This is a genomic window from Exiguobacterium sp. s101 (assembly GCF_018617835.1).
GTDB lineage: Bacteria > Bacillota > Bacilli > Exiguobacteriales > Exiguobacteriaceae > Exiguobacterium > Exiguobacterium marinum.
The window spans coordinates 35440-56389 of the sequence record NZ_JACSKX010000015.1; the positions used below are offsets into that span (position 1 = coordinate 35440).

General features: G+C 46.5%; 25 protein-coding genes and 1 pseudogene. 15 read left to right on the forward strand and 11 right to left on the reverse strand.

The genetic code is table 11. The features are described 5' to 3' along the window. Position 1: 1 nt before the first annotated feature. Both KNO76_RS11975 and KNO76_RS11980 read left to right on the forward strand, forming a co-directional pair. On the forward strand, positions 2 to 169 hold the full coding sequence (locus tag KNO76_RS11975; RefSeq protein ID WP_015880321.1) for a hypothetical protein: 168 nt from the start codon (positions 2 to 4) through the stop codon (positions 167 to 169). 269 nt (positions 170 to 438) lie between these two features. Then, complete coding sequence (locus KNO76_RS11980) at positions 439 to 1911, forward strand: alanine/glycine:cation symporter family protein (protein ID WP_214885707.1); 1473 nt, start codon at positions 439 to 441, stop codon at positions 1909 to 1911. A 48-nt stretch (positions 1912 to 1959) separates the two neighbouring features. Here KNO76_RS11980 and KNO76_RS11985 read toward each other — a convergent pair whose 3' ends face one another. Next, positions 1960 to 2760 carry a formate/nitrite transporter family protein gene (locus KNO76_RS11985; RefSeq protein ID WP_026824654.1) on the reverse strand — a complete coding sequence of 267 codons (801 nt, stop codon included), beginning with the start codon at positions 2758 to 2760 and terminating at the stop codon, positions 1960 to 1962. A 93-nt stretch (positions 2761 to 2853) separates the two neighbouring features. Beyond that, complete coding sequence (locus tag KNO76_RS11990) at positions 2854 to 3243, reverse strand: VOC family protein (protein ID WP_214703588.1); 390 nt, start codon at positions 3241 to 3243, stop codon at positions 2854 to 2856. 79 nt (positions 3244 to 3322) lie between these two features. Between KNO76_RS11990 and KNO76_RS11995 the strand changes: the two genes are divergently transcribed. From KNO76_RS11995 to KNO76_RS12005, 3 genes are read left to right on the forward strand one after another with little or no spacing between them, the layout of a single operon-like run. Further along, complete coding sequence (locus KNO76_RS11995) at positions 3323 to 4441, forward strand: GTPase (protein ID WP_214703589.1); 1119 nt, start codon at positions 3323 to 3325, stop codon at positions 4439 to 4441. 14 nt (positions 4442 to 4455) lie between these two features. After that, the gene (locus KNO76_RS12000; RefSeq protein ID WP_214879002.1) at positions 4456 to 5598 is read left to right on the forward strand and encodes a YcjF family protein; all 1143 of its coding nucleotides are present in this window, start codon (positions 4456 to 4458) and stop codon (positions 5596 to 5598) included. 48 nt (positions 5599 to 5646) lie between these two features. Next, complete coding sequence (locus tag KNO76_RS12005; protein WP_214879001.1) at positions 5647 to 6609, forward strand: 2-hydroxyacid dehydrogenase; 963 nt, start codon at positions 5647 to 5649, stop codon at positions 6607 to 6609. A 48-nt stretch (positions 6610 to 6657) separates the two neighbouring features. Here KNO76_RS12005 and KNO76_RS14115 read toward each other — a convergent pair whose 3' ends face one another. After that, positions 6658 to 6861, reverse strand: coding sequence for a hypothetical protein (locus tag KNO76_RS14115; RefSeq protein WP_251128000.1), 204 nt, complete (start codon positions 6859 to 6861; stop codon positions 6658 to 6660). Positions 6862 to 6927: 66 nt separating this feature from the next. Between KNO76_RS14115 and KNO76_RS14210 the strand changes: the two are divergent. Next, positions 6928 to 7041: pseudogene (locus KNO76_RS14210) on the forward strand (hypothetical protein); the annotation flags it as partial. A gap of 226 nt (positions 7042 to 7267) precedes the next feature. Here the strand turns inward: KNO76_RS14210 and KNO76_RS12020 are convergent. From KNO76_RS12020 to KNO76_RS12035, 4 genes are all read right to left on the reverse strand, one after another. After that, the gene (locus KNO76_RS12020) at positions 7268 to 7873 is read right to left on the reverse strand and encodes a YflT domain-containing protein (protein ID WP_026824649.1); all 606 of its coding nucleotides are present in this window, start codon (positions 7871 to 7873) and stop codon (positions 7268 to 7270) included. A 12-nt stretch (positions 7874 to 7885) separates the two neighbouring features. Beyond that, positions 7886 to 8401 (reverse strand): YflT domain-containing protein, encoded by a 516-nt coding sequence (locus KNO76_RS12025; protein ID WP_026824648.1) that lies wholly within the window; start codon positions 8399 to 8401, stop codon positions 7886 to 7888. A gap of 115 nt (positions 8402 to 8516) precedes the next feature. Beyond that, complete coding sequence (locus KNO76_RS12030) at positions 8517 to 9419, reverse strand: hypothetical protein (protein ID WP_251125163.1); 903 nt, start codon at positions 9417 to 9419, stop codon at positions 8517 to 8519. Positions 9420 to 9421: 2 nt separating this feature from the next. Continuing rightward, positions 9422 to 9835: a methylglyoxal synthase gene (locus tag KNO76_RS12035; RefSeq protein WP_026824646.1), complete on the reverse strand. Its 414-nt coding sequence runs from the start codon at positions 9833 to 9835 to the stop codon at positions 9422 to 9424. 210 nt (positions 9836 to 10045) lie between these two features. Here KNO76_RS12035 and KNO76_RS12040 point away from each other — a divergent pair, with 210 nt between their 5' ends. The 3 genes from KNO76_RS12040 (at position 10046) to KNO76_RS12050 (ending at position 14399) form a co-directional block, all read left to right on the forward strand. Continuing rightward, positions 10046 to 11797 (forward strand): mechanosensitive ion channel, encoded by a 1752-nt coding sequence (locus tag KNO76_RS12040; RefSeq protein WP_214885708.1) that lies wholly within the window; start codon positions 10046 to 10048, stop codon positions 11795 to 11797. 123 nt (positions 11798 to 11920) lie between these two features. After that, complete coding sequence (locus tag KNO76_RS12045) at positions 11921 to 13399, forward strand: HD-GYP domain-containing protein (RefSeq protein ID WP_214703592.1); 1479 nt, start codon at positions 11921 to 11923, stop codon at positions 13397 to 13399. Positions 13400 to 13697: 298 nt separating this feature from the next. Further along, the gene (locus KNO76_RS12050; RefSeq protein WP_026824643.1) at positions 13698 to 14399 is read left to right on the forward strand and encodes a CBS domain-containing protein; all 702 of its coding nucleotides are present in this window, start codon (positions 13698 to 13700) and stop codon (positions 14397 to 14399) included. On the opposite strand, the gene KNO76_RS12055 is transcribed toward KNO76_RS12050, so the two are convergent. Both KNO76_RS12055 and KNO76_RS12060 read right to left on the reverse strand, forming a co-directional pair. After that, on the reverse strand, positions 14379 to 14717 hold the full coding sequence (locus tag KNO76_RS12055) for an antibiotic biosynthesis monooxygenase (protein ID WP_214700854.1): 339 nt from the start codon (positions 14715 to 14717) through the stop codon (positions 14379 to 14381). The genes KNO76_RS12050 and KNO76_RS12055 overlap by 21 nt on opposite strands. A gap of 76 nt (positions 14718 to 14793) precedes the next feature. Next, entirely contained in the window at positions 14794 to 15633 is an 840-nt protein-coding gene (locus tag KNO76_RS12060) for a M15 family metallopeptidase (protein ID WP_214703593.1), read from the reverse strand. Between the two features lie 174 nt (positions 15634 to 15807). Between KNO76_RS12060 and KNO76_RS12065 the strand changes: the two genes are divergently transcribed. After that, positions 15808 to 16026, forward strand: coding sequence for a hypothetical protein (locus tag KNO76_RS12065; protein ID WP_026824640.1), 219 nt, complete (start codon positions 15808 to 15810; stop codon positions 16024 to 16026). Between the two features lie 55 nt (positions 16027 to 16081). After that, entirely contained in the window at positions 16082 to 16549 is a 468-nt protein-coding gene (locus tag KNO76_RS12070) for a hypothetical protein (protein WP_026824639.1), read from the forward strand. 17 nt (positions 16550 to 16566) lie between these two features. Here the strand turns inward: KNO76_RS12070 and KNO76_RS12075 are convergent, their stop codons facing one another. Next, positions 16567 to 17670: a glycerol dehydrogenase gene (locus KNO76_RS12075; protein WP_026824638.1), complete on the reverse strand. Its 1104-nt coding sequence runs from the start codon at positions 17668 to 17670 to the stop codon at positions 16567 to 16569. Positions 17671 to 18045: 375 nt separating this feature from the next. Between KNO76_RS12075 and KNO76_RS12080 the strand changes: the two genes are divergently transcribed. The 4 genes from KNO76_RS12080 to KNO76_RS12095 all read left to right on the forward strand — a co-directional run bounded on the left by KNO76_RS12080 (position 18046) and on the right by KNO76_RS12095 (position 20415). Then, complete coding sequence (locus KNO76_RS12080; protein ID WP_214885709.1) at positions 18046 to 18705, forward strand: type 1 glutamine amidotransferase domain-containing protein; 660 nt, start codon at positions 18046 to 18048, stop codon at positions 18703 to 18705. Between the two features lie 110 nt (positions 18706 to 18815). Further along, complete coding sequence (locus KNO76_RS12085; protein WP_026824636.1) at positions 18816 to 19241, forward strand: DMT family transporter; 426 nt, start codon at positions 18816 to 18818, stop codon at positions 19239 to 19241. 14 nt (positions 19242 to 19255) lie between these two features. Beyond that, positions 19256 to 19930, forward strand: a complete 675-nt coding sequence (locus tag KNO76_RS12090) for a Crp/Fnr family transcriptional regulator (RefSeq protein WP_214885710.1) — start codon at positions 19256 to 19258, stop codon at positions 19928 to 19930. An 11-nt stretch (positions 19931 to 19941) separates the two neighbouring features. Beyond that, positions 19942 to 20415 (forward strand): DMT family transporter, encoded by a 474-nt coding sequence (locus KNO76_RS12095; RefSeq protein WP_026824634.1) that lies wholly within the window; start codon positions 19942 to 19944, stop codon positions 20413 to 20415. Positions 20416 to 20608: 193 nt separating this feature from the next. Here KNO76_RS12095 and KNO76_RS12100 read toward each other — a convergent pair. After that, the coding region (locus KNO76_RS12100; protein ID WP_214885713.1) for an RNA-guided endonuclease TnpB family protein at positions 20609 to 20950 on the reverse strand (342 nt) is incomplete at its 5' end.

A 20950-nucleotide genomic window follows, 5' to 3' on the forward strand; every position in this document is an offset into this window, starting at 1 on the left:
GATGAGTGAGAAAAAATTATCTTTTCAAGAGGCGATGAAACAAAAGCTAGCAGAAAAGAAACAGAACCAGACAAAGGTTCCGACAGGTTTACATGGTACGAAACAAAAACCATTAACGAGTCAATTGACGAAAAAACCAAATAACCAGAAGAAACGTACTGGTATTTAAGACGACAGCTACTCGAAAAGAGTGGCTGTTTTTTTTGAATATTCGTTTCATGGTCATCAAAAACAATCATGATTTAATATTTCTAAACATTATTATTGTAAGCGCTTTAAATGAGTTTGTATAAGGAATCATGATTCATTGATGTGAAAAAACAGTGAAGTAACCTATAAAAAAATTGTTGATAATTTTCAGAATATTTGTATAATTCAGAACTAAGACATCATAAAAAATCTCAACTTCAGATTCACACAACAGGGAGGAACTTATTCATGGAAGCGATTCAAGGTTTGCTACAAGGAAGCGTCGACTTTTTGAACAACATCTTATGGTCGTACGTATTGATCGCCGTACTCGTTGGAGCCGGGATTTATTTCACAGTCAAAACACGATTTATGCAGTTCCGGTATTTAAAAGAAATGTTCCGTGCGGTCACGGATAAGTCGGACGTGACACTATCAAAAGATGGCAAGAGTATCACACCAATGAAATCATTTTTTATCGGTGCTGCGACTCGAATCGGTACAGGTAACCTTGCAGGGGTCACGGTAGCCGTCACACTCGGTGGACCGGGAGCGGTCTTCTGGATGTGGATTGTCGCCCTTCTCGGTGGCGCCACAGCTATAATTGAAAGTACACTGGCTCAAGTATACAAAGTGAAAGACGATGTCGCTTATCGCGGTGGCCCAGCGTACTACATCGAAAAAGGTTTGAATAACCGTGCACTAGGAATCGTATTTGCGGTTCTCATCGCCGTCACATTTGGCCTCATCTTCAACTCTGTTCAATCGAACACGATCGCTGCAGCATTCGATAACGCATTCGGTGTCGATGCAGTCATCGGTGGAGCAATCTTGGTTGTTCTTACTGGTCTCGTCATCTTCGGTGGAGTACAACGTGTCGCTAACTTCTCGGCAATCGTCGTACCGGTCATGGCCGTGTTGTACCTTGTAATCGCGCTCTACGTTGTTGTTGTCAACTTTGCTGAACTCCCAGCCGTCTTCGCGATGATCTTCCAAAGTGCATTCGGTTTAGACGAAGCAGTCGGTGGTTCAATCGGTGCTGCGATTTCTATGGGTGTTCGTCGTGGACTCTTCTCGAACGAAGCTGGTATGGGTTCTGCGCCGAACGCTGCAGCAGCAGCTGAAGTATCACACCCTGCGAAGCAAGGTTTCCTTCAATCACTCGGTGTATTCTTGGATACGTTGATTGTTTGTACAGCAACTGCAGCCATCATTCTTCTCTCAGATAGCTACGCTTCAGGGAATGGTGAAGGGATTGTCCTCCTTCAAAATGCCTTGACTGAACAAATCGGAGCACTCGCCCCGGCATTTATCGCCATCAGTGTCTTCTTGTTCGCATTCAGCTCGATTGCAGGAAGCTACTACTACGGTGAAACGAACATCGAATTCATCAAGAAGAGTAAAGGTGCAGTCCTTGGATTCCGTCTTGCGACAATGGCATTCGTCTTCATCGGAGCGGTTGCGAGCCTCGGATTCGTTTGGAGCCTCTCTGATCTCTTCATGGCAGGAATGACATTGATCAACATCACAGCCATCACATTGCTTGGTGGTGTTGCCTTCAAAGTTCTTAAAGACTACGAAGAGCAACGTGCTCAAGGTCTCAACCCACGCTTCTCAGCTCGTAAACTCGGTATCGAAAACACAGAGTGCTGGGACGTCGAAGAAGACGAGGTGGCACAAGGTTCTGTTCAAACAGCCGCTGCTGACGCTTCAAAATCATAATGCATCACGCAACAAACAGGGACCCTGCTAATTGGGGTCCCTGTCTTTTTATGCACGTTGACGGATTGGCTTGACGGCTTGTTCCATTTCAGTTTTATTTAAATACAAGTAACTTCCGGCCACGAACAACGCACCCCCGACAATGTTACCGAGTGTGGCGAAGAATAGATTGTAAAGGGCGCCACTGAAGTTGATGAGTTCTGACGGCACATAGTGAAGCGCAAGTGCGAAGACACCCATGTTCGCAATCGAGTGTTCGAACCCGGCAGCAAAAAATACGACGACTGGAATCATCGTTAGCATGATTTTTGCGACGTCATTATTTGTTTTTAGTGGCATAAAGATAGCCAGACAAACGAGAATGTTACACAAAATCCCTTTTAGGAAAATCGCAAGGGCATCTCCGCCGATTTTTTTCGCCGCGACGACAGCGAGCAAATGATCACCCGTTACCTCGCCCATACTGTGAGCTCCGATGACGAGAAGAGATAAAATGACGGCGCCAATCAAGTTGCCGATCCAACTGATTCCCCATATTTTCGCTAAGTCTAACCAGGCGACACGTCCCCGTTTTGCCCCTGTGTAGAGATACATCGTATTACTCGTAAATAGTTCTCCACCCATCCAAACGATGAAGACGAGTGCCACCGAGAAACTAGCACCGGCAATGAGCATCGTTCCGGGGACATCGATGAACATGTTTCCGACTGTGAATGAGAAGACAACTCCAATGCCAATTAAAAATCCGGCGATAATCGACCGTAACACATATTTAGAAAATGAATGCTGAAGCAACGATGATTTTTTAAATGCGGCTTCTTCCATATAATCGATGACTTGCTTTTCCATAAGAAGACCTCCTTTAGACCCTTTCAGTCTAGGAGGTCGACGTATAGTTTGCAATTGTTTTCACAAACTTTCAATAAGTTCTCACGAAACCGTTCACATCGTTGCCACGAGTTCAACTTTGATGCGATCTGGGTCTTCGAAAAACAGCGCTGTATAGTCCGGACCACCTGCATGAGGAAAGCGGTCTCCGTAAAGCTCTTGGAAGCCGTGTGACGTCAGCTGTTGACGAATATCTTCTAGTTGTGTGAGTGAGGTAGCATGAAACGCCAAATGATTGAGACCGGTCTTTTTTCGGTGATAGGACGGAGTGAGATGGTCTTCTTCCGTCTGTACGAATACGAGATATGTATCGCCGAAACGATAGCTTCGACCTTCCGGCCAAGATTGATAGAGCGTGTATCCGAGTTGGTCACATAGAAGCCATTCCCAAGCACGTACACTGTCATTTAGGTTTGATACGTACAGTTCGACATGGTGAAGCATGAGAATCATCCTTTCGATGGACGTTTGAAATCGGTCCGTTCGGTATAATTGAACTATACAACGTATGGGGAGGTAGCGTATGGATCGGACAGGGCTCGTCTCGAATATTTTGATTGCCGGAAAGACCGGCGTTGGAAAGAGTGCGTTCATTAACTATATATACGGACACGACGTCGCTGAATCGAGGGCCGGAAGTCCGGTCACCTCAGAAGGACTTCATGAGTACGAGTATTACGACTTAGAGCGGGGCATCTTGTTTCGGTTCTTTGATACATGGGGGCTTGAGGCAGACCGTTCCGAGGAGTGGCACCAAGCAATATTATCTATCGTCCATGAGCGCGAAGGGGCGCTCGATATCGCAGAGTGGTTTCATACGATTTACTATTTGCTGTCGGTACAGTCGGGACGAGTCGAGGCATACGAGCTCGAGTCGATTTTAAAACCGCTATATGCACGAGGTAGCAACGTCACTCTCATTTTAACCAACTTCAATGAAGAAGATCCGATGAGTGTACAGAAAGCCTCGGCGATGGAACAAGTGTTGCTGCGTGAACTTCCGATTGAAGAAGAGAACATCATCCGGGTGAACAGTGTCGAGAAAACGTTACTGACGGGAAAGCGCATCCCGGTGAGCGGATATGAAGAGGTGTGGAAGCGTAATCGGACGAACCTTTGGAGAGACATCGAACGAAAGCTTCCAATCAATCTAACGAATCATTTGGTGGAAGAGTTAGAGGATTGGCGAATACGCAGCATCACTTCGGCGGAAAAAATTCGCATGCTGACGCCACAAGCGATGATCAGCTGGAAAGCGCGTAACATCGAGAAAGACTTAGAAAAAACGCTCGAACAGGCTGCCCTGACAACGGAAGATGCGATGGCAGAAGGGGTACGTCATTACATCCAACTCATGCAACGGTACCCGTTAGTCGGTGAACAGGCAAATCAACTATTCAAGACAAGGCGAGTCGAACTCGGATTTGACTATTCGTTCGGAAAGACGGTGCGAAAGATGGTCCTCGGTATGGTTCCTGGAGTGCACTTCATTTACTGGGCATTCAAGCGTCGAACGGCAGAACGAGGCATTAAAAAAGCCATCGAGCAGCAATATGCATCCGTCAGACAAACGATTGAAGAAGAGATTCGACGTGGTTTTGAGCGCGAGATGCGCCAGCTGGGACAAACGCTTAACTCATAAAGGGGGAAATGAGAATGGAATCGACGAAGCGGTTTGATTTTAAGGATTATGATTTAAAGGCAGAACTTGAACGACTGCGTGGAAATGTGAAAAAACCAAATATCCTCATTGCTGGAGCGACGGGAGCGGGAAAGAGTTCGGTCGTGAACTATGTGTTTGGACGTGATTTGACGAACGTGGCTGCCGGAGAACCGGTCACAAGAGGGATTCATCAATATAAAAATGATGACATTGCGGTCACCTTGTTTGACAGCGAAGGGTATGAAATCGGAAGTGCGCGACAGCAACATTACGAGGAAGAAGTCATCGGTTTTGTGGAGAATAATAGACGAAAGGAAGCGTCTGATCGAATTCATCTCGTGTGGTATACCATCAATGCCGCAACGAAGCGCGTCACACCTCTCGATAAAACGCTCATTCGTCGCCTAAATGAATCAACGGCTGTGGCTGTCTTATTTACTCAAATTGATCAAGTAGACCTGGATGAACTGACAGCACTACGAAATGAACTGAATGGAATAGTAGTAGAGGAATCCATCTTCCAAGTGAGTATCGCCCGAGAAATCATAAACAACGAAGCGTTGCGACAACATGTAGATTGGGAGCGATTGATTGTTTGGTCGGTCGAACAGTTAGATGCATCCTTGCAGGAAGGACTCCTGATGGAAATTCAGGCAGAAAGTGAGGCGATGCTTAAGCTAAAGCGTAAAAAGGCGAATCGCATCATTTCAGGTTATGTGGCGAGCGCGGGAACAGCTGCTGCAGTACCACTTCCATTTGCAGATGCGGTGGCGTTGACACCTATCCAGGTGACAATGAGCGTTCATTTATTCCGCTATTGGGGTGTGAAAGCGAGTGACGATTTACTGAAGACACTCATCGGAAGCACAATCATTCCACAAATCGGTCGAACGTTATCGAAGACTCTTCTGTTAAATGTAATGAAATTTTTTCCTGGGGCGAATATGGCGGCCGGCGTCATTAACGCGACCGTCGCATCAGGCATCACATGGGCAATTGGTCTGGCCATCAATGAAATCGCTTATCGAAACGCAATGGATTCTTCGAAAACGATTGAGCAGTTGTTGAATCAAGAGTTCGGCTCACTGTTCGAACAGTTCTTGAAACAAAATCCGAAGACGGATAAACCGTCATAACGACTCTCATTTGTTAGACTACAAGTAAGTGTAGAGAGGGGGAGAAAGTTGAAAAAACGAATCTATATTACACGCCGATTGCCTGAAGAGGCAGTCGAAACACTTCGTGACCACTATGACGTACGCATGTGGGAACATGAGGGACAAAGTGTCCCACGTGAAGTTCTTCTAAAAGAAGCCGCCGCGGCACATGCACTTTGGACGATGCTTAGTGACACAATTGACCGTGAAGTGTTTGAAACAGCAAACAATTTAGAAGTCGTCTCAAACTTGGCTGTCGGATATAACAATATCGACTTGAACGCAGCGAAAGAGAACGGGGTCATCGTGACGAATACTCCGGACGTCTTGACGGAAACGACAGCGGACCTGACGTTTGGACTGATGATGATGACGGCCCGACGTCTCGGTGAGGCCGAACGTGATTTACGTGCTGGCGAGTGGAAGTCTTGGCTTCCGATGGGATATGTCGGGATGGATCTCTATCAAGCGAAGCTCGGCATTATCGGCATGGGACGGATTGGTGAAGCGGTCGCACGCCGGGCGAGAGGATTTGATATGGATGTGCTCTATCACAACCGGACACGTCGTCATGAGTCAGAGTCGATGTACGGCTTCACGTATGCAGAGCTCGATGATCTGTTGGAGCAATCTGACTTCGTCATCGTTCTCGCACCGCTCACGGACGAGACACGAGGTATGCTCGGTGCTAAAGAGTTTGCCAAGATGAAAGAAACATCAATTTTCATCAATGTGGCTCGTGGAGAGATCATCGATGAACAAGCATTGTATGAAGCGTTAAAGGCGAAGAAGATTTGGGGAGCAGGGTTAGATGTGTTCACTAAAGAGCCGGTCGATCTTGATCATCCATTATTGAAGCTTCCGAACGTGACAACATTGCCGCATATCGGAAGTGCCTCGATTCGGACACGTCTGGCGATGATGGCATTGAATCGAGAAGCGATTGAGAACGTGCTCGAAGGGAAAGAACCGAAGAATCGATTGACGTAAGAAAGCCTGACGCGCACGCGTCGGGCTCAGGCTGTTGACTAACATGAATCATATCGCTCGCCGTTCCGGCGCCCACGCTTTCCGCAGGCAATCCTGGAGCCGCATCGCGACTTGGGTCGCTGCTGGGTCTCCATCGGATTGCTTTCCTGCAGGAGTCGGGGCGCCATCGGGCGAGCAACGCAAACGGTCGTCATCTGGCGGTCGTTTGTCTTTTTCTGAGGCCTCGATGGCCGAAGAAAAAGCTCGGTACATACTTCGAATCGGTCCAAAAGGGGAAAAGGACGGTAAACGCCGAGCCCACCCGTCATCGACGAGAAGGTGCCCGACCATTCGACGATCAGCCAGGCCTATCGGCTTCGTCCACAGACGGTCGAGCGCTCAATTGCCGACGGGAAAGAGCTCCACGGGCTCCGTTTCACCTTCTACAGGGGGATCAAGAAGGTCCAACGCGCCAATCTGGTGGCAGCCACCGCACAAAAAATGAAGAAACTGGCCAATCTGTTAGCCAGAAAAGACTGTCTACATAGCATTTCTTCAATTTTATGGGGGCAGAACGCCTCAAGAAACTGGGAACCACAAAAAAGGACGAACCAGGTCGCAAGATGCGACCTGGTTCGTCAACAAGCTGAGCCTGACGCGCACGCGTCAGGCTTTCTTATTAAAAGCGTCGGATATTATCTGGATCTTCTACATCATTACGGTAGGCACGATCATCGAGCCCACGTAGTTTTTCTTCACGATCACGTTGCTTTGTTTCTTTATCAATTTTATCTTGCTCAGGGTCTACCGGATGACTTGGGTCGACGGTTTGAGTTTCTTGATATGGTTTTGAGTCGATTTCTAAACCATCGTCTGTGTGACTACCGAGATGTGTTGACGATGCGTCTTGATACGGTTTCGCGTCGACTGTCACACCATCTTGATGACGGCGTTCAAAGTCTTCATCCACGTAGACGAGAAGTTTTCCGGCTTCAACATCGTCATAGTGACGTTTCACCTCATCTTCACTGAGTCCCATGTTACGCAAACCAGCATGAACGTCTTCATGTCCACTCAAGAAAGCCCGAACTTTATCGAACCAGCTCGCCTGATGAGTCGACTCTGTATGAACGTCCGTATCACGTCTCAAGATTGACACGTTGTCTTCATGTTTCGTCACGACGTAAATGTGTGAGTCTTCATATCCTTTTGCCCGTAACTCTTCAATTTTTCCAAGTGCTGCGTCTTGTGTATCGTGCATACTGATGAATCGTTTCTCATTCATAATCGTTCCTCCTTATAATCGTCGGTGATCTTCTAATCCAGAATGACCGCGTACAATCGGGTCCTCTTTTGTTCCTTTTGGTTTCTTGTCATGATCATTGAATGGTTTCGCATCAAAGGCAATCCCATCTGCCTTTTCTCCTTTATCATGATCGAGTTCGCTATCTTTTTTATACATATTTGGATAACGGTCATACGAATGGCGATCGATATAGAGTAAAATCTGTCCTTCATCGATGGCATCATAGTATTGCTCTGCCTCTGCGTCATTGAGCCCCATGTTGCGCAGTTCATCACGGATTCGGTCACTGCCGTGTAAGAATGCTTTAACACGATCGAGCCAATTCACGTCTCGAACTCCGGATTCGGCGTTCACATCCGTGTGGTCACGTAGCGCGGAGATTTCGCCGTCTCGCTTGGCGACGACGTGCATATTTTTTTCAGCTTCCCCTGCAGCCTTCAACTCTTCTACTTTGTGTATGACTTCCTGTTCCGTCTGAAACAGACCAATCATTTTACGATCTGACATCGAATACCCCCTTTAAAAATTCGACAATCTCCAACAAGCGTCACAATAGGAGTAATTTCCGTTCTATCGACGATTGAAACAAAAAACGCCATCCCTTTGTAGGAATGGCGTAGATTTAGTAATAAAGCATAAGCGAATCGTCACCGAGTGAACAGCGTGTGCTCTTCCATACGAATTCAATCAATGTCCAAATTGCCATGAAGCTACTGATCGCTAATAAAATGAGCGCATACAGTGGACTTAATTGAATGACGAATGACCAACCGAGTGTGATTAAGAGCGGTTGAATCAAAAAGATGGACGTGATATAGACAACGACAATGAGGGATGCGAATGCGATGCGTCTTCCAAGCGTCTGAATATGGTGACGAAAGCGGGTCAATATGCCGAAAATGGCACCGGTCACGAGGACAGGCAGCAAGAAGGCTAAATAGTCGACCGGATATGTCGACATGGGGGCACTGAACAAGCGCCCACTAAATACATCATCGATGACGAGCAGTAAGTTGGCGTAAGCAAATGCCAAAATCATACCGAGTAACCAGCCGAAACGGTTCCAAATGGTGCGCGATGATTTGAGTGCTTCGATTTTTGTATAGGCGAGAAATGCCAGGTCACGCACTTCAATCTCTTTTAAAGAAAGGTTTGCTTCATCGAGTTGATTGACTGTCCAATCGAAGTCTCGGTTTGCTTGGGCTTTTTCATGAGGTTTTAATTCATCAGAAGCATCAATCAACACGTGGTAACGAAGACGATATTCTTCATTTGTCTCGGGTTGTTCGATGAGGAAGCGGGCGTACTCGTGAGGGTCTTGATTTAAAAGACTGTCTAACGACTGTCCGCTCTTCTCCGCATGACGGATATAGCCGGCGAGTGCAAGCAGAAGACGGTCCGCTTCCGTCTCATCTTCAACCAGTTCAATGAGGCGCTTCCGCACTTCGTTGAAAAACTGTTGAACGTTTGGGTCTTGAATCAGATTTGGTTCCAGGGAGATTCCTCTCCTTTCTTGGTTTGTCATCGTCAGGCAGGTGGTTCGTCATTGTGAGAGAGCTTCAGCGACTCGAAATCACCTTGTTCGATGCTTCGAATCAAAATCTCGCTTCCTCCCATATTCGTCGAAAGTGGAATGGAATAAACGTCACAAAGACGCATGAGCGCACTCACGTCCGGTTCATGAGGCTGTGCGGTCAGCGGGTCTCTGAAGAAGATAATCATATCCATTTCACCGCGAGCAACAGCAGCTCCGATTTCTTGGTCTCCTCCAAGCGGCCCGGAACGGAAGCAATGTACAGGTAAGCCGGTCGCTTCGGCAATTCGTTTACCCGTCGTGCCGGTCGCGAACAACTGATGCTTTTCTAGAATATGTGCATACGTTTTGATGAGAACGATTAAATCATCTTTCTTTTTGTCGTGAGCCACTAAAGCGATATTCATAGCGATTCCTCCTAAAATGACTTCTTTTGTTATTCGTATCATATATCGCGTGATTTGACACGATTTCTTTCTTACTTAAGTACCCATTTCCATTGAATCGTAAGAGCCATCTGGAAGAAATGCCTTTTTCATGAGGTTTGATAGTTTTGAAATATAGGTATGTAAGAAGTAACACTGCAATCATTTCATACAAAAAAGGAGGAAGGGTTGATGAACGATACAACGTATAACTTTGATTCGTTCATGTCATGGTTACCGGAACTTTTGCTGGCAATTGTTATTCTTGTAGTCGGGTATATTTTGGCAAAAGTTTTGGAAAATGTGACACGAAAAGTATTGAAGAAGGCACGACTCGATGAGCGGGCCGGAATTAAAAAAGATGGGGAAAAAGGAGAGAAGTGGACACCTGAACGCATTATCGCAAAAGTGGTGTTTTTCGGGGTCTTACTTCTCGCGTTCTTAATCATCTTTGAATTTATGAACGTTCCTGCAATTACCGAGCCGTTCAGTCAGATTTATGAAGGCTTCTCAGGATTGATTATCGGTGTCATTAAAGCAGGTTTGATCTTGCTAGTTGCTTGGGTCATCGCTACCCTTCTGAAAAAAGGGATTCAAATGGCAGGACATCGCTTGAATTTGAGCAAGTTGATGGAAAAGACGGGACAAGAATCGACCAGTGTCAACCAAACGAAATGGGTAGACACGGTCGCAAATATCGTCTTCTATCTCGTTCTCTTATTAGCGTTACCAGCTGTACTTGATGCACTCGGACTTCGTGGGGTCAGCGGACCATTCGAAGACTTGTTGAACAGTTTCCTCGGATTCATTCCGAAACTTGTCGCAGCGGCACTCATCTTCGCAATCGGATATGTGGTCGCAAAAATTGTACGCGACATTTTGACGAAGTTCCTAGAAGCAGCAGGGTTAAATCGATTAGCAGAGCGATTCCATCTTTCTGATTATGTAAAAGGATCGAGTCTTGCGAAAGCAATCGGTACAATCGTCTTTATCTTCATCATGATTCCTGTGACGATTTCAGCGCTTGAGGCGCTTGATATTCGTGGAATCTCTGAACCAGCGATTGCGATGCTCAATGATGTCTTGGTCATGATTCCAGACATTCTCGTTGCGATTGTGCTCGTCCTTGTTGGTGTGTTCGTCGCGAAATGGTTGAAAGGTGTCGTCGTATCGCTCCTTGAGAACCTTGGCGTCAATTCACTGGCTCAAAAAATGGGCTTCGGAGAATGTGCGACTTCGATGTCGATTGCCCAAGTGGTTGGTGTGGTCGTACAAGTCATCGTAATTTTACTCTTCGTATCAGAAGCGCTTCAAGTCGCGAATCTTGAGTTCATGGCGTCCCTTGCAACAGCCATCTTTGCTTACTTGCCGATGGTCATTGCAGCGCTCATCATCTTAGCAATCGGCTTCTGGTTGGCTAACATGGCAGAGCGCTTGGTTGGAAGTGTCCTTGTCGATAGAGCGGGACAACCGAGCGCGCTTCGCTATGTGGCGAAGTATGCGATTCTCGGACTCGTCTTCTTCATGGCCATCAGTCAGCTCGGCATTGCGCCGATGATTGTCAATACGGCCTTCCTTCTTATTCTTGGAGCCGTTGCTCTCGCTTTCGGTCTTGCATTCGGTCTTGGCGGTCGCGAAACGGCGGCACGCTACTTGAAAAAGGCCGAGCAACGTATCGATGAAACAGAAGTCTCGAAAGAAGGACTTGAGCAGGAAAAAGAGCAGATGAGTCGCGAAGCGGAAGATGCGAAACGCCAAGCAAAACAGGGTGTTGAACAGTCGAAACGTGAAGCGGAACAATCGAAGCAAGAGATGAAGCGAGATGTTTCTGAATCAAAGGATGATCATGTTGACGGACCGGAATCGAATCCGTTCCATGAAAATATCACTCCAGACCAAGACAATCGCTCTCTTGATGACAACGAGGGTCCATTACGCCCATAATTTATCTTTTAGCGGATCTCCCATGTGGAGGTCCGCTTTTGTGTTCAACTTAGAAAGAGTCCGGTCGATAGTAAAAGAAAAGAGTGTCAGTGATAGAAGAAAAAGAGTACAGAGGTGAGGGGAATGTTTGAACGATTTCAACGGACACTTATTGTAAACTATGTGATTGGCTCAGGGTTGGCCGTTTTTGGTGTAGGGGGCGTCTTTATTTTTCAGACGCTTGAATTATCAAGGCAAGAGATGTTATTACTTCTGACCATCATGTTAGGTTCAGGGGTGGTCATGATTACGTCTGAACTACTCTTATACCGTCGCCATATTCGGCCGATTCGACAGTTCTTTACGACCGAGTCCTCGACAATGGACGAATTGACATCAGCGTTTGATCAGGCGAGCCGATTTCCGATTTTGACGATACAGCGGATTCTCGGTCCTCATTTGTTTGGACTATCCATCCCGGCTATCGGCGTAACGACTGTTTGCATCTATAATGATTGGATTAATTTACCCTATCGTTTGATTGGTTTAGCCGCAATCGGTGCCGTGATGATTGCCGTGCTCCATGCGTTGATTGAATATTTTTTAACGGTTCGGTCAGTCGAGCCATTACTTGTGTATATGAAAGAGAGACACTATGAGTTGTATCGCCAACCGGTCCAAACAACATATCAGTCGTTCAGTGTGCGAACAAAATTATTGATTAGCATGCTCATTACGGGTGTCTTTCCCATCCTATTATTTATGTTGGCTTCAAGTGTACAACTTTCGACATCGACACGGATAGATACGTACTGGAACTGGGCATTCATTATTCTCATAATCATCATTGGAATTGCAGTTTTGTGCAGTTTCTTGTTGTATGACAATATCAAACGCCCCATCGGATTTTTGACATCAGGTATCGAACAAATGGAGTCGGGACAACTTCAAAAAATCGAGAATCCGTACTTAGATGAGTTCGCCCGATTGATTGGTGGATTCAATCAAATGGTAGAGACAGTAAATAAGCGGGAACAGGAAAACGCGCAACTTTTAGATAGTCTCTTCATTTTATTTGCGGCAACACTCGATGCACGTGACCCTTACACAGCAGGACATTCGGAGCGTGTAGCGATGTACTCGGTCGAGCTTGCCCATGCACTTAGTTTGTCGAGTACCCAAATCGATTTACTTAATAAGTCGGCACTTCTTCATGATATCGGGAAAATCGGGATTCGCGATGATGTATTGTTGAAGGAAGGGAAATTGACAGATGAAGAGTTTTCAAAAATTCAGGAACATCCGACAATCGGGATTCATATTTTGAGTCAAATTCATTTACCCACATCACTTCAGCCAATTTTGGCCGGCGTTCGGTCACATCATGAGCGAATCGACGGGAAAGGGTATCCGGATCGCTTAAGCGAAGAGAATATTCCGCTGTTTGGAAGAATCATGGCCATTGCCGATGCGTATGACGCGATGACGTCAGACCGCCCATATCGTTCAGGCATGCCGATTGAAAAGGCGCTCTCAATTTTAGAGAGTGGGCGTGGAACGCAATGGGACGCAGAATTTGTAGATCTGTTCGTACAGCTTCGTAGGGAAGCCATCTCGGCATAAAAAAGGAGCAGCACCTTGTGTGCCGCTCCTTTATAGTATGGTTTGAAAGGCGTATACCCCGAATACAGCACCAAAGGCGACGGCAAACGGGATTATCCAATTGCGACGGGGATCCCTCCCGTCACCCCGCCGGAAACGTGGGTGGTGGTGAAACTTTAGGTGTTGATGGTACAGAAGTAGCCATGACAGATCTCCTCAATAATCAAGATGATTTTAAAGTCATTCGGAGTGAATCGACGGTTTCCTGCTCAAATGATGAAAAAGAGGGTATACATGTATCGTTAAGGAGGTTGATTACATGAGTCGTGCTGAAGACTTTTTAGCATCTTACCACCGTATTGAAGACTACTTGAGTCGAGAAATGGGAAATGGTAAGCATTTTAGTTTTAGCAATATGGTGAATCGTCTTGCGAAACAAAATCCAATCATCGACCGCTATAAAGAAGATTTACATCAAATGAGTCAACTGCGAAATGCCATCGTCCATGAGCGGCGGGAACCTGATTTTATTATCGCAGAGCCACATGAGTCGCTCGTTGAATTGATTTTAGAAGTGGAGCAAGAGCTGCTTCATCCCCGTCTCGTCATTCCTTTATTTGCGAAATCGGTGGTGACGTTTCAGTCCGAAGATTTTTTGACGGAAGTGCTTCGAGAAATTCGTGATAAGAATTACTCACAGTTCCCTGTATATCACGCCAACGGCTCTTGGCGTGGTTTGTTGACGAAAAAAGGAGTGACAAGTTGGCTGGCCGAAACCATCGACGGAACCAACTTATCACTCAAAGGAGTTCGCGTGAAACATGTGCTTCATCACGACCCGCATATGCATCGGTATCGATTCATTCAAAAAGACACGACGGTCATCGAGGCGCAACACAGCTTCACTCAAATGAAAGAAGGTGCGCGCTACGACGCACTTCTTATTACGAAGACGGGTAGTCCGGATGAACCGCTACTCGGCATCATTCGTCCTCAAGACTTATTGAACGCTCTCCGTTGATGCGAGATGCTCGATGGCGACATCATATTGAGTCACAGTATTGCCGAGGACGATTGGTTTTACTTCCGACGTCCCGTCATCTCGTTTCTTATGGGCGTGCTTGTAGGCATTGCTGTCGCGCCAGTTCTCAAAGCTTGCCGCATCACGCCATGTGGTCATGATGACGACATGATCCATCGCCACATCGGACGTATCCGTCAACACTTGCATCCGGACAAAGCCATCCATCGCTTCGATTCCTTTTGTCGTTTCGAAGCGTGCTTTGACCGCATCGGCTTTTCCTTTTTCAACATCTAGTTTGTTCATCACAATCCACATCACACATTTCCCCCTATACGAATAAGATGACTCCATTATAACTTGAATGGGGAAATGCTTGAAAAAGGATGCTCACTCAACGTTTGCTCCACCATTCTTCAAACGTCCAGTTCTTCTGCTTCATCATCGTCGCTTCATTGACCCCGACATAACGCAAATGCCAAGGCTCGTAATTGTATCCGGTAATTTTTTCTTTTCCTTTCGGATAGCGGACAATGAATCCATATCGATGGGCGTTTTGAATCATCCACTTTCCTTCAGGCGATTGGTCAAAGGAGGCATATAACCCTAGACGCATCCGTTGACTCGTCATATCAACCGCTAGACCGGTTTGATGTTCACTGTGACCGGGACGTGCCACATATTTTGAAGCGTATGCGACTCCGCGAGTATTGACGTAATAGGCATAGAGCGATTTTTGGGTCGAGTAAGATCGGTAGGCGCTAAGGGCGTATAACGTATGACCTTGCTTTCGACCTGCGTAATACAGTTTCGCTAGCGCGTAAGCGGCTTCCGCTGTCATCAATGTACGTTCGCTTCCTTTTTGATAAACAGTTGGGACGGTTAAGGTGACAAGTTGTGGGGAACGATAAGTGGACGGGAGACCATATTTTTTGTTGACGAGTCGTAAACGGTCGGCAGAAGGCATTTTAGGTATACCGGCTCTTAAGTTGGCAGATGGAGTGAAGTATTTCGTATTTCCGATGTAGACGTTCGACCAGCTTCGGTTATAAGTGGTGTAACGAACAGGGACATTCGTTCGTAACGTCTTTAGTACGGGAGAAGATTGCATCGCCCGACCGTATAGATAGGTTGTTTTGATGGTGTAACCTGGTTGTGGGGACGATGATGCCGCTGTCACCGGCGACGTCTGAAACAGGAGCAGACAAATGATCAAAATACGCAGGGACTTCATGGCGAAACGCCTCCTCATGAATTAGATGATGTTCCTTTTCCCGTTTTCTTGATGGACTGAGCATCTTTTATCCATCTTTAGGTCGGATAAGGATACAGCTTGGGTCCGATGAAACGAGGTACCAAATCAGATACAATAAACATAACGAATGAAATCGTAGAAAGGAGTGAGCGAATGGAAGTCTTATTTGGATTACCACTGTTATTGCTCGTCCTGTTCTTTGCCTTTTTATACTTTAATATTAAAGGGCTATCGAATATGTGGAAGGACTACAATCGAACGAAATCGATGATTCCGTTAGGTTTTTTCATCATCGGAATTATCGGGATTTTCACAGGAGTTTGGACGTGGCTTGTCATCTTGATTTATTATGCCATCCGACCGAAAGACTAAACACTGTATGCAGACGCATACGGTGTTTTTGCTATACTAAGGACGAGGTGTTGAGATGGAAAAGTTAATAAAGGCATGGTTTATCGTGACGTTGATCACGTTTGGAATCTTTAAGCTCGGCGAAGTGATGACGACCCCTTATTCGGAGACACCGAGTGAAGGGAATCTGTACTGGATTGCTCTCTTGATCGGATGGCCGTTTCTTTTATTGTTCATTTGGGTCACCATCCGTTTGACGCATCGAGTCGTCGCATCCGTCCGACCGATTGGAAAGATTGGGTTAGCAATCGGAAGTTTCATCATGGCCGCCATCGCTTGGATGACGAATCACTCTCAGGCAGTGTCTCTTCGAGAAGGGATTCGTTTGTCAGCCAATGAGTCGTACGCAGAAGGATGGAATCAATTCACAAATATCATTTACATGAACCAGCTGACGTTCTTTTTTCTGACAGTCGGCTGTATGGGAGTCGGAATTCTCTTATCATTCTTCCTAAACAAAAAACAGCGAGAAGAAGCCGTGTGAGCTTCCTCTCGCTGTTTTCATAAACGCTCTTGATAAAGACGGGCGTAGCGATCAGCCGCGATGATCGCGTCTGCAACTTCTTCAGGCGTGACATCGAAACCGCTATGAATCGTTTCGCCTTCTGCCGTGGCCGCCTTCCCGACTTTCAAGATATCTTCTCGAGAGGCATCCTTTAATTTAATATCTTCGAGTGTGACCGGTAAGTCGAGCGCCATATAAAAGGCAACATATTGCTCGAATTCTTCTTGAGGACGCCCTTCGAGTGCGAGTTGTACGAGTGTTCCGAAAGCAACTTTTTCACCGTGCGTCAAATGGTGGATGTCTCCTTCTAACGCGGTGAATCCATTGTGAATAGCGTGGGCCGCAGCCAAGCCACCGCTTTCAAAGCCGAGACCGCTTAATAGTGTATTGGCTTCAACGATGGCTTCGAGCGCAGGCGTCACAACTTTTGCCTTGACGGCCTCATACGCCTGAATGCCGTACGTGAACAGAACTTCTTCACATCGTTCAGCAATCGCTTCCGCCGCAAGAGTCGGGACACCACCGGCCATCGTCTTGCCTCCAAATGTAAGGACGCTTCGCACTTCGACCCACGTAGCCAATGCATCGGCAATACCTGACGCAAGGAAACGTGGCGGCGCCTGTGCAATCAACTCGGTGTCCACTAAAACGAGATCTGGATTCTTTTTATAGAACCGATAGCTTTCGAAATTACCTTCATCTGTATAAATGACCGACAATGCGCTTGTCGGCGCATCTGTAGAGGCGATGGTCGGTACAATGACGATGCGGGCATCTAATTCATCTGCGACCGCTTTTGCCGTATCGAGCGTCTTGCCGCCACCAAGGCCGATAACGAACGCTGTACCGTTCTCTTTAGCGTCTGTGGCGATGCGAGTAATCTCATGCTTTGATGCTTCTCCGACAAAATCTGCTTTTGTCGCCTTGATATCACTCGACTGCAGAGACTGTGTCACGCGTTCGCCTACTAAATCCCACACGATATCATCCGCTATGAGTAAAGCGTTTGAACCGAAGTGAGTGACAAACTCTCCGATGCGATCGATCGTTTGTTTCCCTTGCACATACTTAGCCGGACTGATGAAAATACGTTCTGACATAGTGAAATTCATCCTTTCCTATTGGGTTTATTGTAAGTGCTTACAACGACATCATACTACAGTTTGTGAACGAATGGCCGTGAAGATTACATGAAGATTGGCAACTGACCGAGCACAAGTAACAGGATGATGATGGCGACGACAATGAGAAACCCCCAATCATTTATTCGTTTCGTCATAGCGGATGTCTCCTTCATAGGGCGAAATAGCAACTCACCTTCAGTATAGAAGGTTAAAGGAAAAAGGCAGGATGAATAAATCACCAGGTTAAAAAAAGAACTACCTTATGACATCGAAGCAGCTCACCGGGTTTAACAGATGATGAATCGGGAACATTAGAGTCGTATGTTGATTTTTTTGAAGGAGGAATTGAGTATGTCGAAACATGTACTGATTGTTACAACGTCAGCGAATCAATTATCAAATGGTCATGCAACGGGACTTTGGCTTGAAGAGTTTGCCGTTCCTTACTTATTGTTTGAAAAAGAAGGATACAAAGTGACGGTCGCAAGTATCGAAGGTAGAGACGTGCCAATCGATGCGAATAGTTTAGAGGATGGCTTGTCAGAAGATATATTAAATACGCGTGAATTGCTCAAAGATACGGCTCGCCTCGATCAAGTGGCAGACGAACCATACGATGCCGTTTATTTACCAGGAGGTCACGGGACGGTCGTTGATTTCCCAGGAAATGAAACGTTACAACGCGTTGTCCGCAACGTATACGAAAATGGCAATATTGTCGGGGCGGTTTGCCACGGACCCATTGGATTGGTCAATGTGAAGCTCAGCAACGATGAGCCGCTCGTTAAAGACAAACAAGTGACAGGATTCACTGACGCTGAAGAAAAAGAAATGCAACTTGATTCTGCTGTTCCGTTCTTACTCGAGACGGGATTACGTAATGAAGGTGGACAGTTCAAGGGAGCTGACAATTGGGCGGTGAACGTGGTTGTTGACGATCGACTCGTTACTGGTCAAAACCCTCAATCTTCTGAAGCGGTCGGGAAAGAGCTTGTCAAATTACTCGGATAATATATCAAGCAACTTCGATGATTCGAAGTTGCTTTTTTTAATATTGGACATATGTCCTATTCAAGTCATTTTTCTTTTCGTAAAGTCATACGGAGAGAAAGGGGGATGACATGGGAATTCTATTCGCTGTATTATCTGGGACATTTATCGCCCTACAAGGAATCTTCAACGCGAAATTGGGAGATGCGGTAGGGGCGTGGATGTCTGTCACGATCGTCCACTTTGTCGGACTTCTGTTAGCGCTCGCCATCTATTTTTTTAATCGAGACGCAGATTTAACTGCCTTTAAACGCGTACCTTGGTATTATAGTTTGGGTGGACTATTCGGTGTATTCGTTGTATTCGGCGAATTGACGGCGATTCAACAGTTGGGTGTGACGTGGGCAATCTGTGTATTGCTTGTGGCACAATTAGTAGGAGCCTTTATCATCGATTTGAACGGTTGGTTTGGTGTCAAACGGAAGCCGGTCAACACGGGACAGGTCATGGGACTCGTCTTGATGATCGTTGGTATCGGGATTTATACATTTGCGTAAGGAGTTCAATTTTAATGATGAATATTATGGATGCACTGACACGATTGCAGTGGAATCATCTTTTTTCGACCGAAACGCTCGAGGCATCGTCGGTGGTCACGTATGCATCTGGGACGATGCTCTGTTCAAATGATCAACAGATTGAATCCTTGTTCGTCGTACTCGAAGGACGCGTCAAAATTTATACGCTCAGTGTAGAAGGGAAGTTGCGTCTGCTACGTTTGAAGGCTGCCCCGACGCTCATTGGAGATATCGAGTATGCGAGTGGACGTAACGTCTTGCATACGGTTGAAGCGGTCGGTCCGGTGACGTGTTTGCGAATCCCGTTTGAGACACTTCGACATCATAACCGAACGGTCGAATTCACGGAACATCTGTTACAAGGTGTGTCGGAAAAGCTATTCATCGAGGCGAACGCCTCATCCAACCACCTCATGTCGACACTAGAAGAACGATTGGCCGGTTATTTGATTTCTCTTAGTGAATCCGAGAACGAACTGTTTCAAGCCGAGATGAGTCAATTGAAGCGCAAAGAAGTTGCGGAATGGCTTGGGACGAGCTATCGTCACTTGAACCGGACGCTACAAGCATTTGTCGATGAGGGATTAGTGAAACGAACGAGAAAAGAAGTCATCATTTTAAATAGTGAGCGATTGAAAGAACGTGCGAACGGCATGTTTTATGAGTGAGGAGAGGTCATATGCTATTTGGTATTATCTGTTCGGCTGTAGCTGGGGCATTTATTAGTGTACAGGCGGCGGTCAACGCGAAAATGAATACAAATTTAGGGGCCTGGGCCACCACGGTATTAGTCTTTATCGTCGGTCTGGTCGGATCCATCATCCCGTTGTTATTATTTGGAGGAAATCTTGCCGGATTACGTGAGCTATCTCCAATCTATTGGCTCGGTGGATTGCTTGGGGTCGGTGTCGTTTATTGTGTCATGCGGAGTATCCAGTTACTTGGACCAACGTTGTCGGTGTCGCTCATTCTCGTGTCACAACTCATTTGGGCGTTACTCGTCGATTTGTATGGAGCCTTCGGGATGCCTCAAATCACATTATCAGCTGGACAAATTGTAGGGCTCACCATCCTTCTTGTCGGGGTCATTCTCTTTAAACAGTCTCAGACGGCAGCCATCGCCAAACAAGCTGTCAACGAAGCCACTTCTTGAGGAGTGGCTATTTTTCTGAGCAAAACGGGTACAGGTTGGTAACGATTTTTTGTTAAAATGAAGCAGTATGGTGTGAACTACTCGCCACTTATTTGCTTCGCAAATTGAAGGGGGAGCTTCTTGGGAAGACCGTGCTCTTACCAGCCACGATTGTTTACCAAGCTCGTCGGGTGGTTCCCACCCTGAATGGTTGTCAGTCAGCCAACATCAACAGGTTGATGCTCGCGTTGATGTCTCGGTCATGATGCGCGCCACAGGCACACGTCCATTCACGGACGTCCATCGCTTTCTTCTGACCTTTCTCGCCACAAGAAGAACAGATTTGTGTCGATGCGTACCATGGGTCTGCCTTGATGAGCGTCCGTCCGTAGAAGTTTGATTTGTATTCGAGTTGACGGACGAACTCATGCCAGCTGACATCCCCGATGGACTTGGCGAGCTTGTGGTTTTGCATCATGTCCTTCGACTTCAATGTCTCCACGACGATGACTTGGTTCTCGTCAACGATCCGTCTCGACAGCTTGTGAAGGAAGTC

Coding starts and splice junctions, on each gene's coding strand:
- KNO76_RS12045 (WP_214703592.1), top strand. CDS start 11,921: ATGTTTGAACGATTTCAACGGACACTTATTGTAAACTATGTGATTGGC.
- KNO76_RS12025 (WP_026824648.1), bottom strand. CDS start 8,401: ATGTCAGATCGTAAAATGATTGGTCTGTTTCAGACGGAACAGGAAGTC.
- KNO76_RS12030 (WP_251125163.1), bottom strand. CDS start 9,419: ATGACAAACCAAGAAAGGAGAGGAATCTCCCTGGAACCAAATCTGATT.
- KNO76_RS12060 (WP_214703593.1), bottom strand. CDS start 15,633: ATGAAGTCCCTGCGTATTTTGATCATTTGTCTGCTCCTGTTTCAGACG.
- KNO76_RS12065 (WP_026824640.1), top strand. CDS start 15,808: ATGGAAGTCTTATTTGGATTACCACTGTTATTGCTCGTCCTGTTCTTT.
- KNO76_RS12085 (WP_026824636.1), top strand. CDS start 18,816: ATGGGAATTCTATTCGCTGTATTATCTGGGACATTTATCGCCCTACAA.
- KNO76_RS12050 (WP_026824643.1), top strand. CDS start 13,698: ATGAGTCGTGCTGAAGACTTTTTAGCATCTTACCACCGTATTGAAGAC.
- KNO76_RS11990 (WP_214703588.1), bottom strand. CDS start 3,243: ATGCTTCACCATGTCGAACTGTACGTATCAAACCTAAATGACAGTGTA.
- KNO76_RS12040 (WP_214885708.1), top strand. CDS start 10,046: ATGAACGATACAACGTATAACTTTGATTCGTTCATGTCATGGTTACCG.
- KNO76_RS11985 (WP_026824654.1), bottom strand. CDS start 2,760: ATGGAAAAGCAAGTCATCGATTATATGGAAGAAGCCGCATTTAAAAAA.
- KNO76_RS11980 (WP_214885707.1), top strand. CDS start 439: ATGGAAGCGATTCAAGGTTTGCTACAAGGAAGCGTCGACTTTTTGAAC.
- KNO76_RS11975 (WP_015880321.1), top strand. CDS start 2: ATGAGTGAGAAAAAATTATCTTTTCAAGAGGCGATGAAACAAAAGCTA.
- KNO76_RS11995 (WP_214703589.1), top strand. CDS start 3,323: ATGGATCGGACAGGGCTCGTCTCGAATATTTTGATTGCCGGAAAGACC.
- KNO76_RS12075 (WP_026824638.1), bottom strand. CDS start 17,670: ATGTCAGAACGTATTTTCATCAGTCCGGCTAAGTATGTGCAAGGGAAA.
- KNO76_RS12035 (WP_026824646.1), bottom strand. CDS start 9,835: ATGAATATCGCTTTAGTGGCTCACGACAAAAAGAAAGATGATTTAATC.
- KNO76_RS12095 (WP_026824634.1), top strand. CDS start 19,942: ATGCTATTTGGTATTATCTGTTCGGCTGTAGCTGGGGCATTTATTAGT.
- KNO76_RS12020 (WP_026824649.1), bottom strand. CDS start 7,873: ATGAATGAGAAACGATTCATCAGTATGCACGATACACAAGACGCAGCA.
- KNO76_RS12055 (WP_214700854.1), bottom strand. CDS start 14,717: ATGTGGATTGTGATGAACAAACTAGATGTTGAAAAAGGAAAAGCCGAT.
- KNO76_RS12000 (WP_214879002.1), top strand. CDS start 4,456: ATGGAATCGACGAAGCGGTTTGATTTTAAGGATTATGATTTAAAGGCA.
- KNO76_RS12070 (WP_026824639.1), top strand. CDS start 16,082: ATGGAAAAGTTAATAAAGGCATGGTTTATCGTGACGTTGATCACGTTT.
- KNO76_RS12090 (WP_214885710.1), top strand. CDS start 19,256: ATGATGAATATTATGGATGCACTGACACGATTGCAGTGGAATCATCTT.
- KNO76_RS12080 (WP_214885709.1), top strand. CDS start 18,046: ATGTCGAAACATGTACTGATTGTTACAACGTCAGCGAATCAATTATCA.
- KNO76_RS14115 (WP_251128000.1), bottom strand. CDS start 6,861: ATGTACCGAGCTTTTTCTTCGGCCATCGAGGCCTCAGAAAAAGACAAA.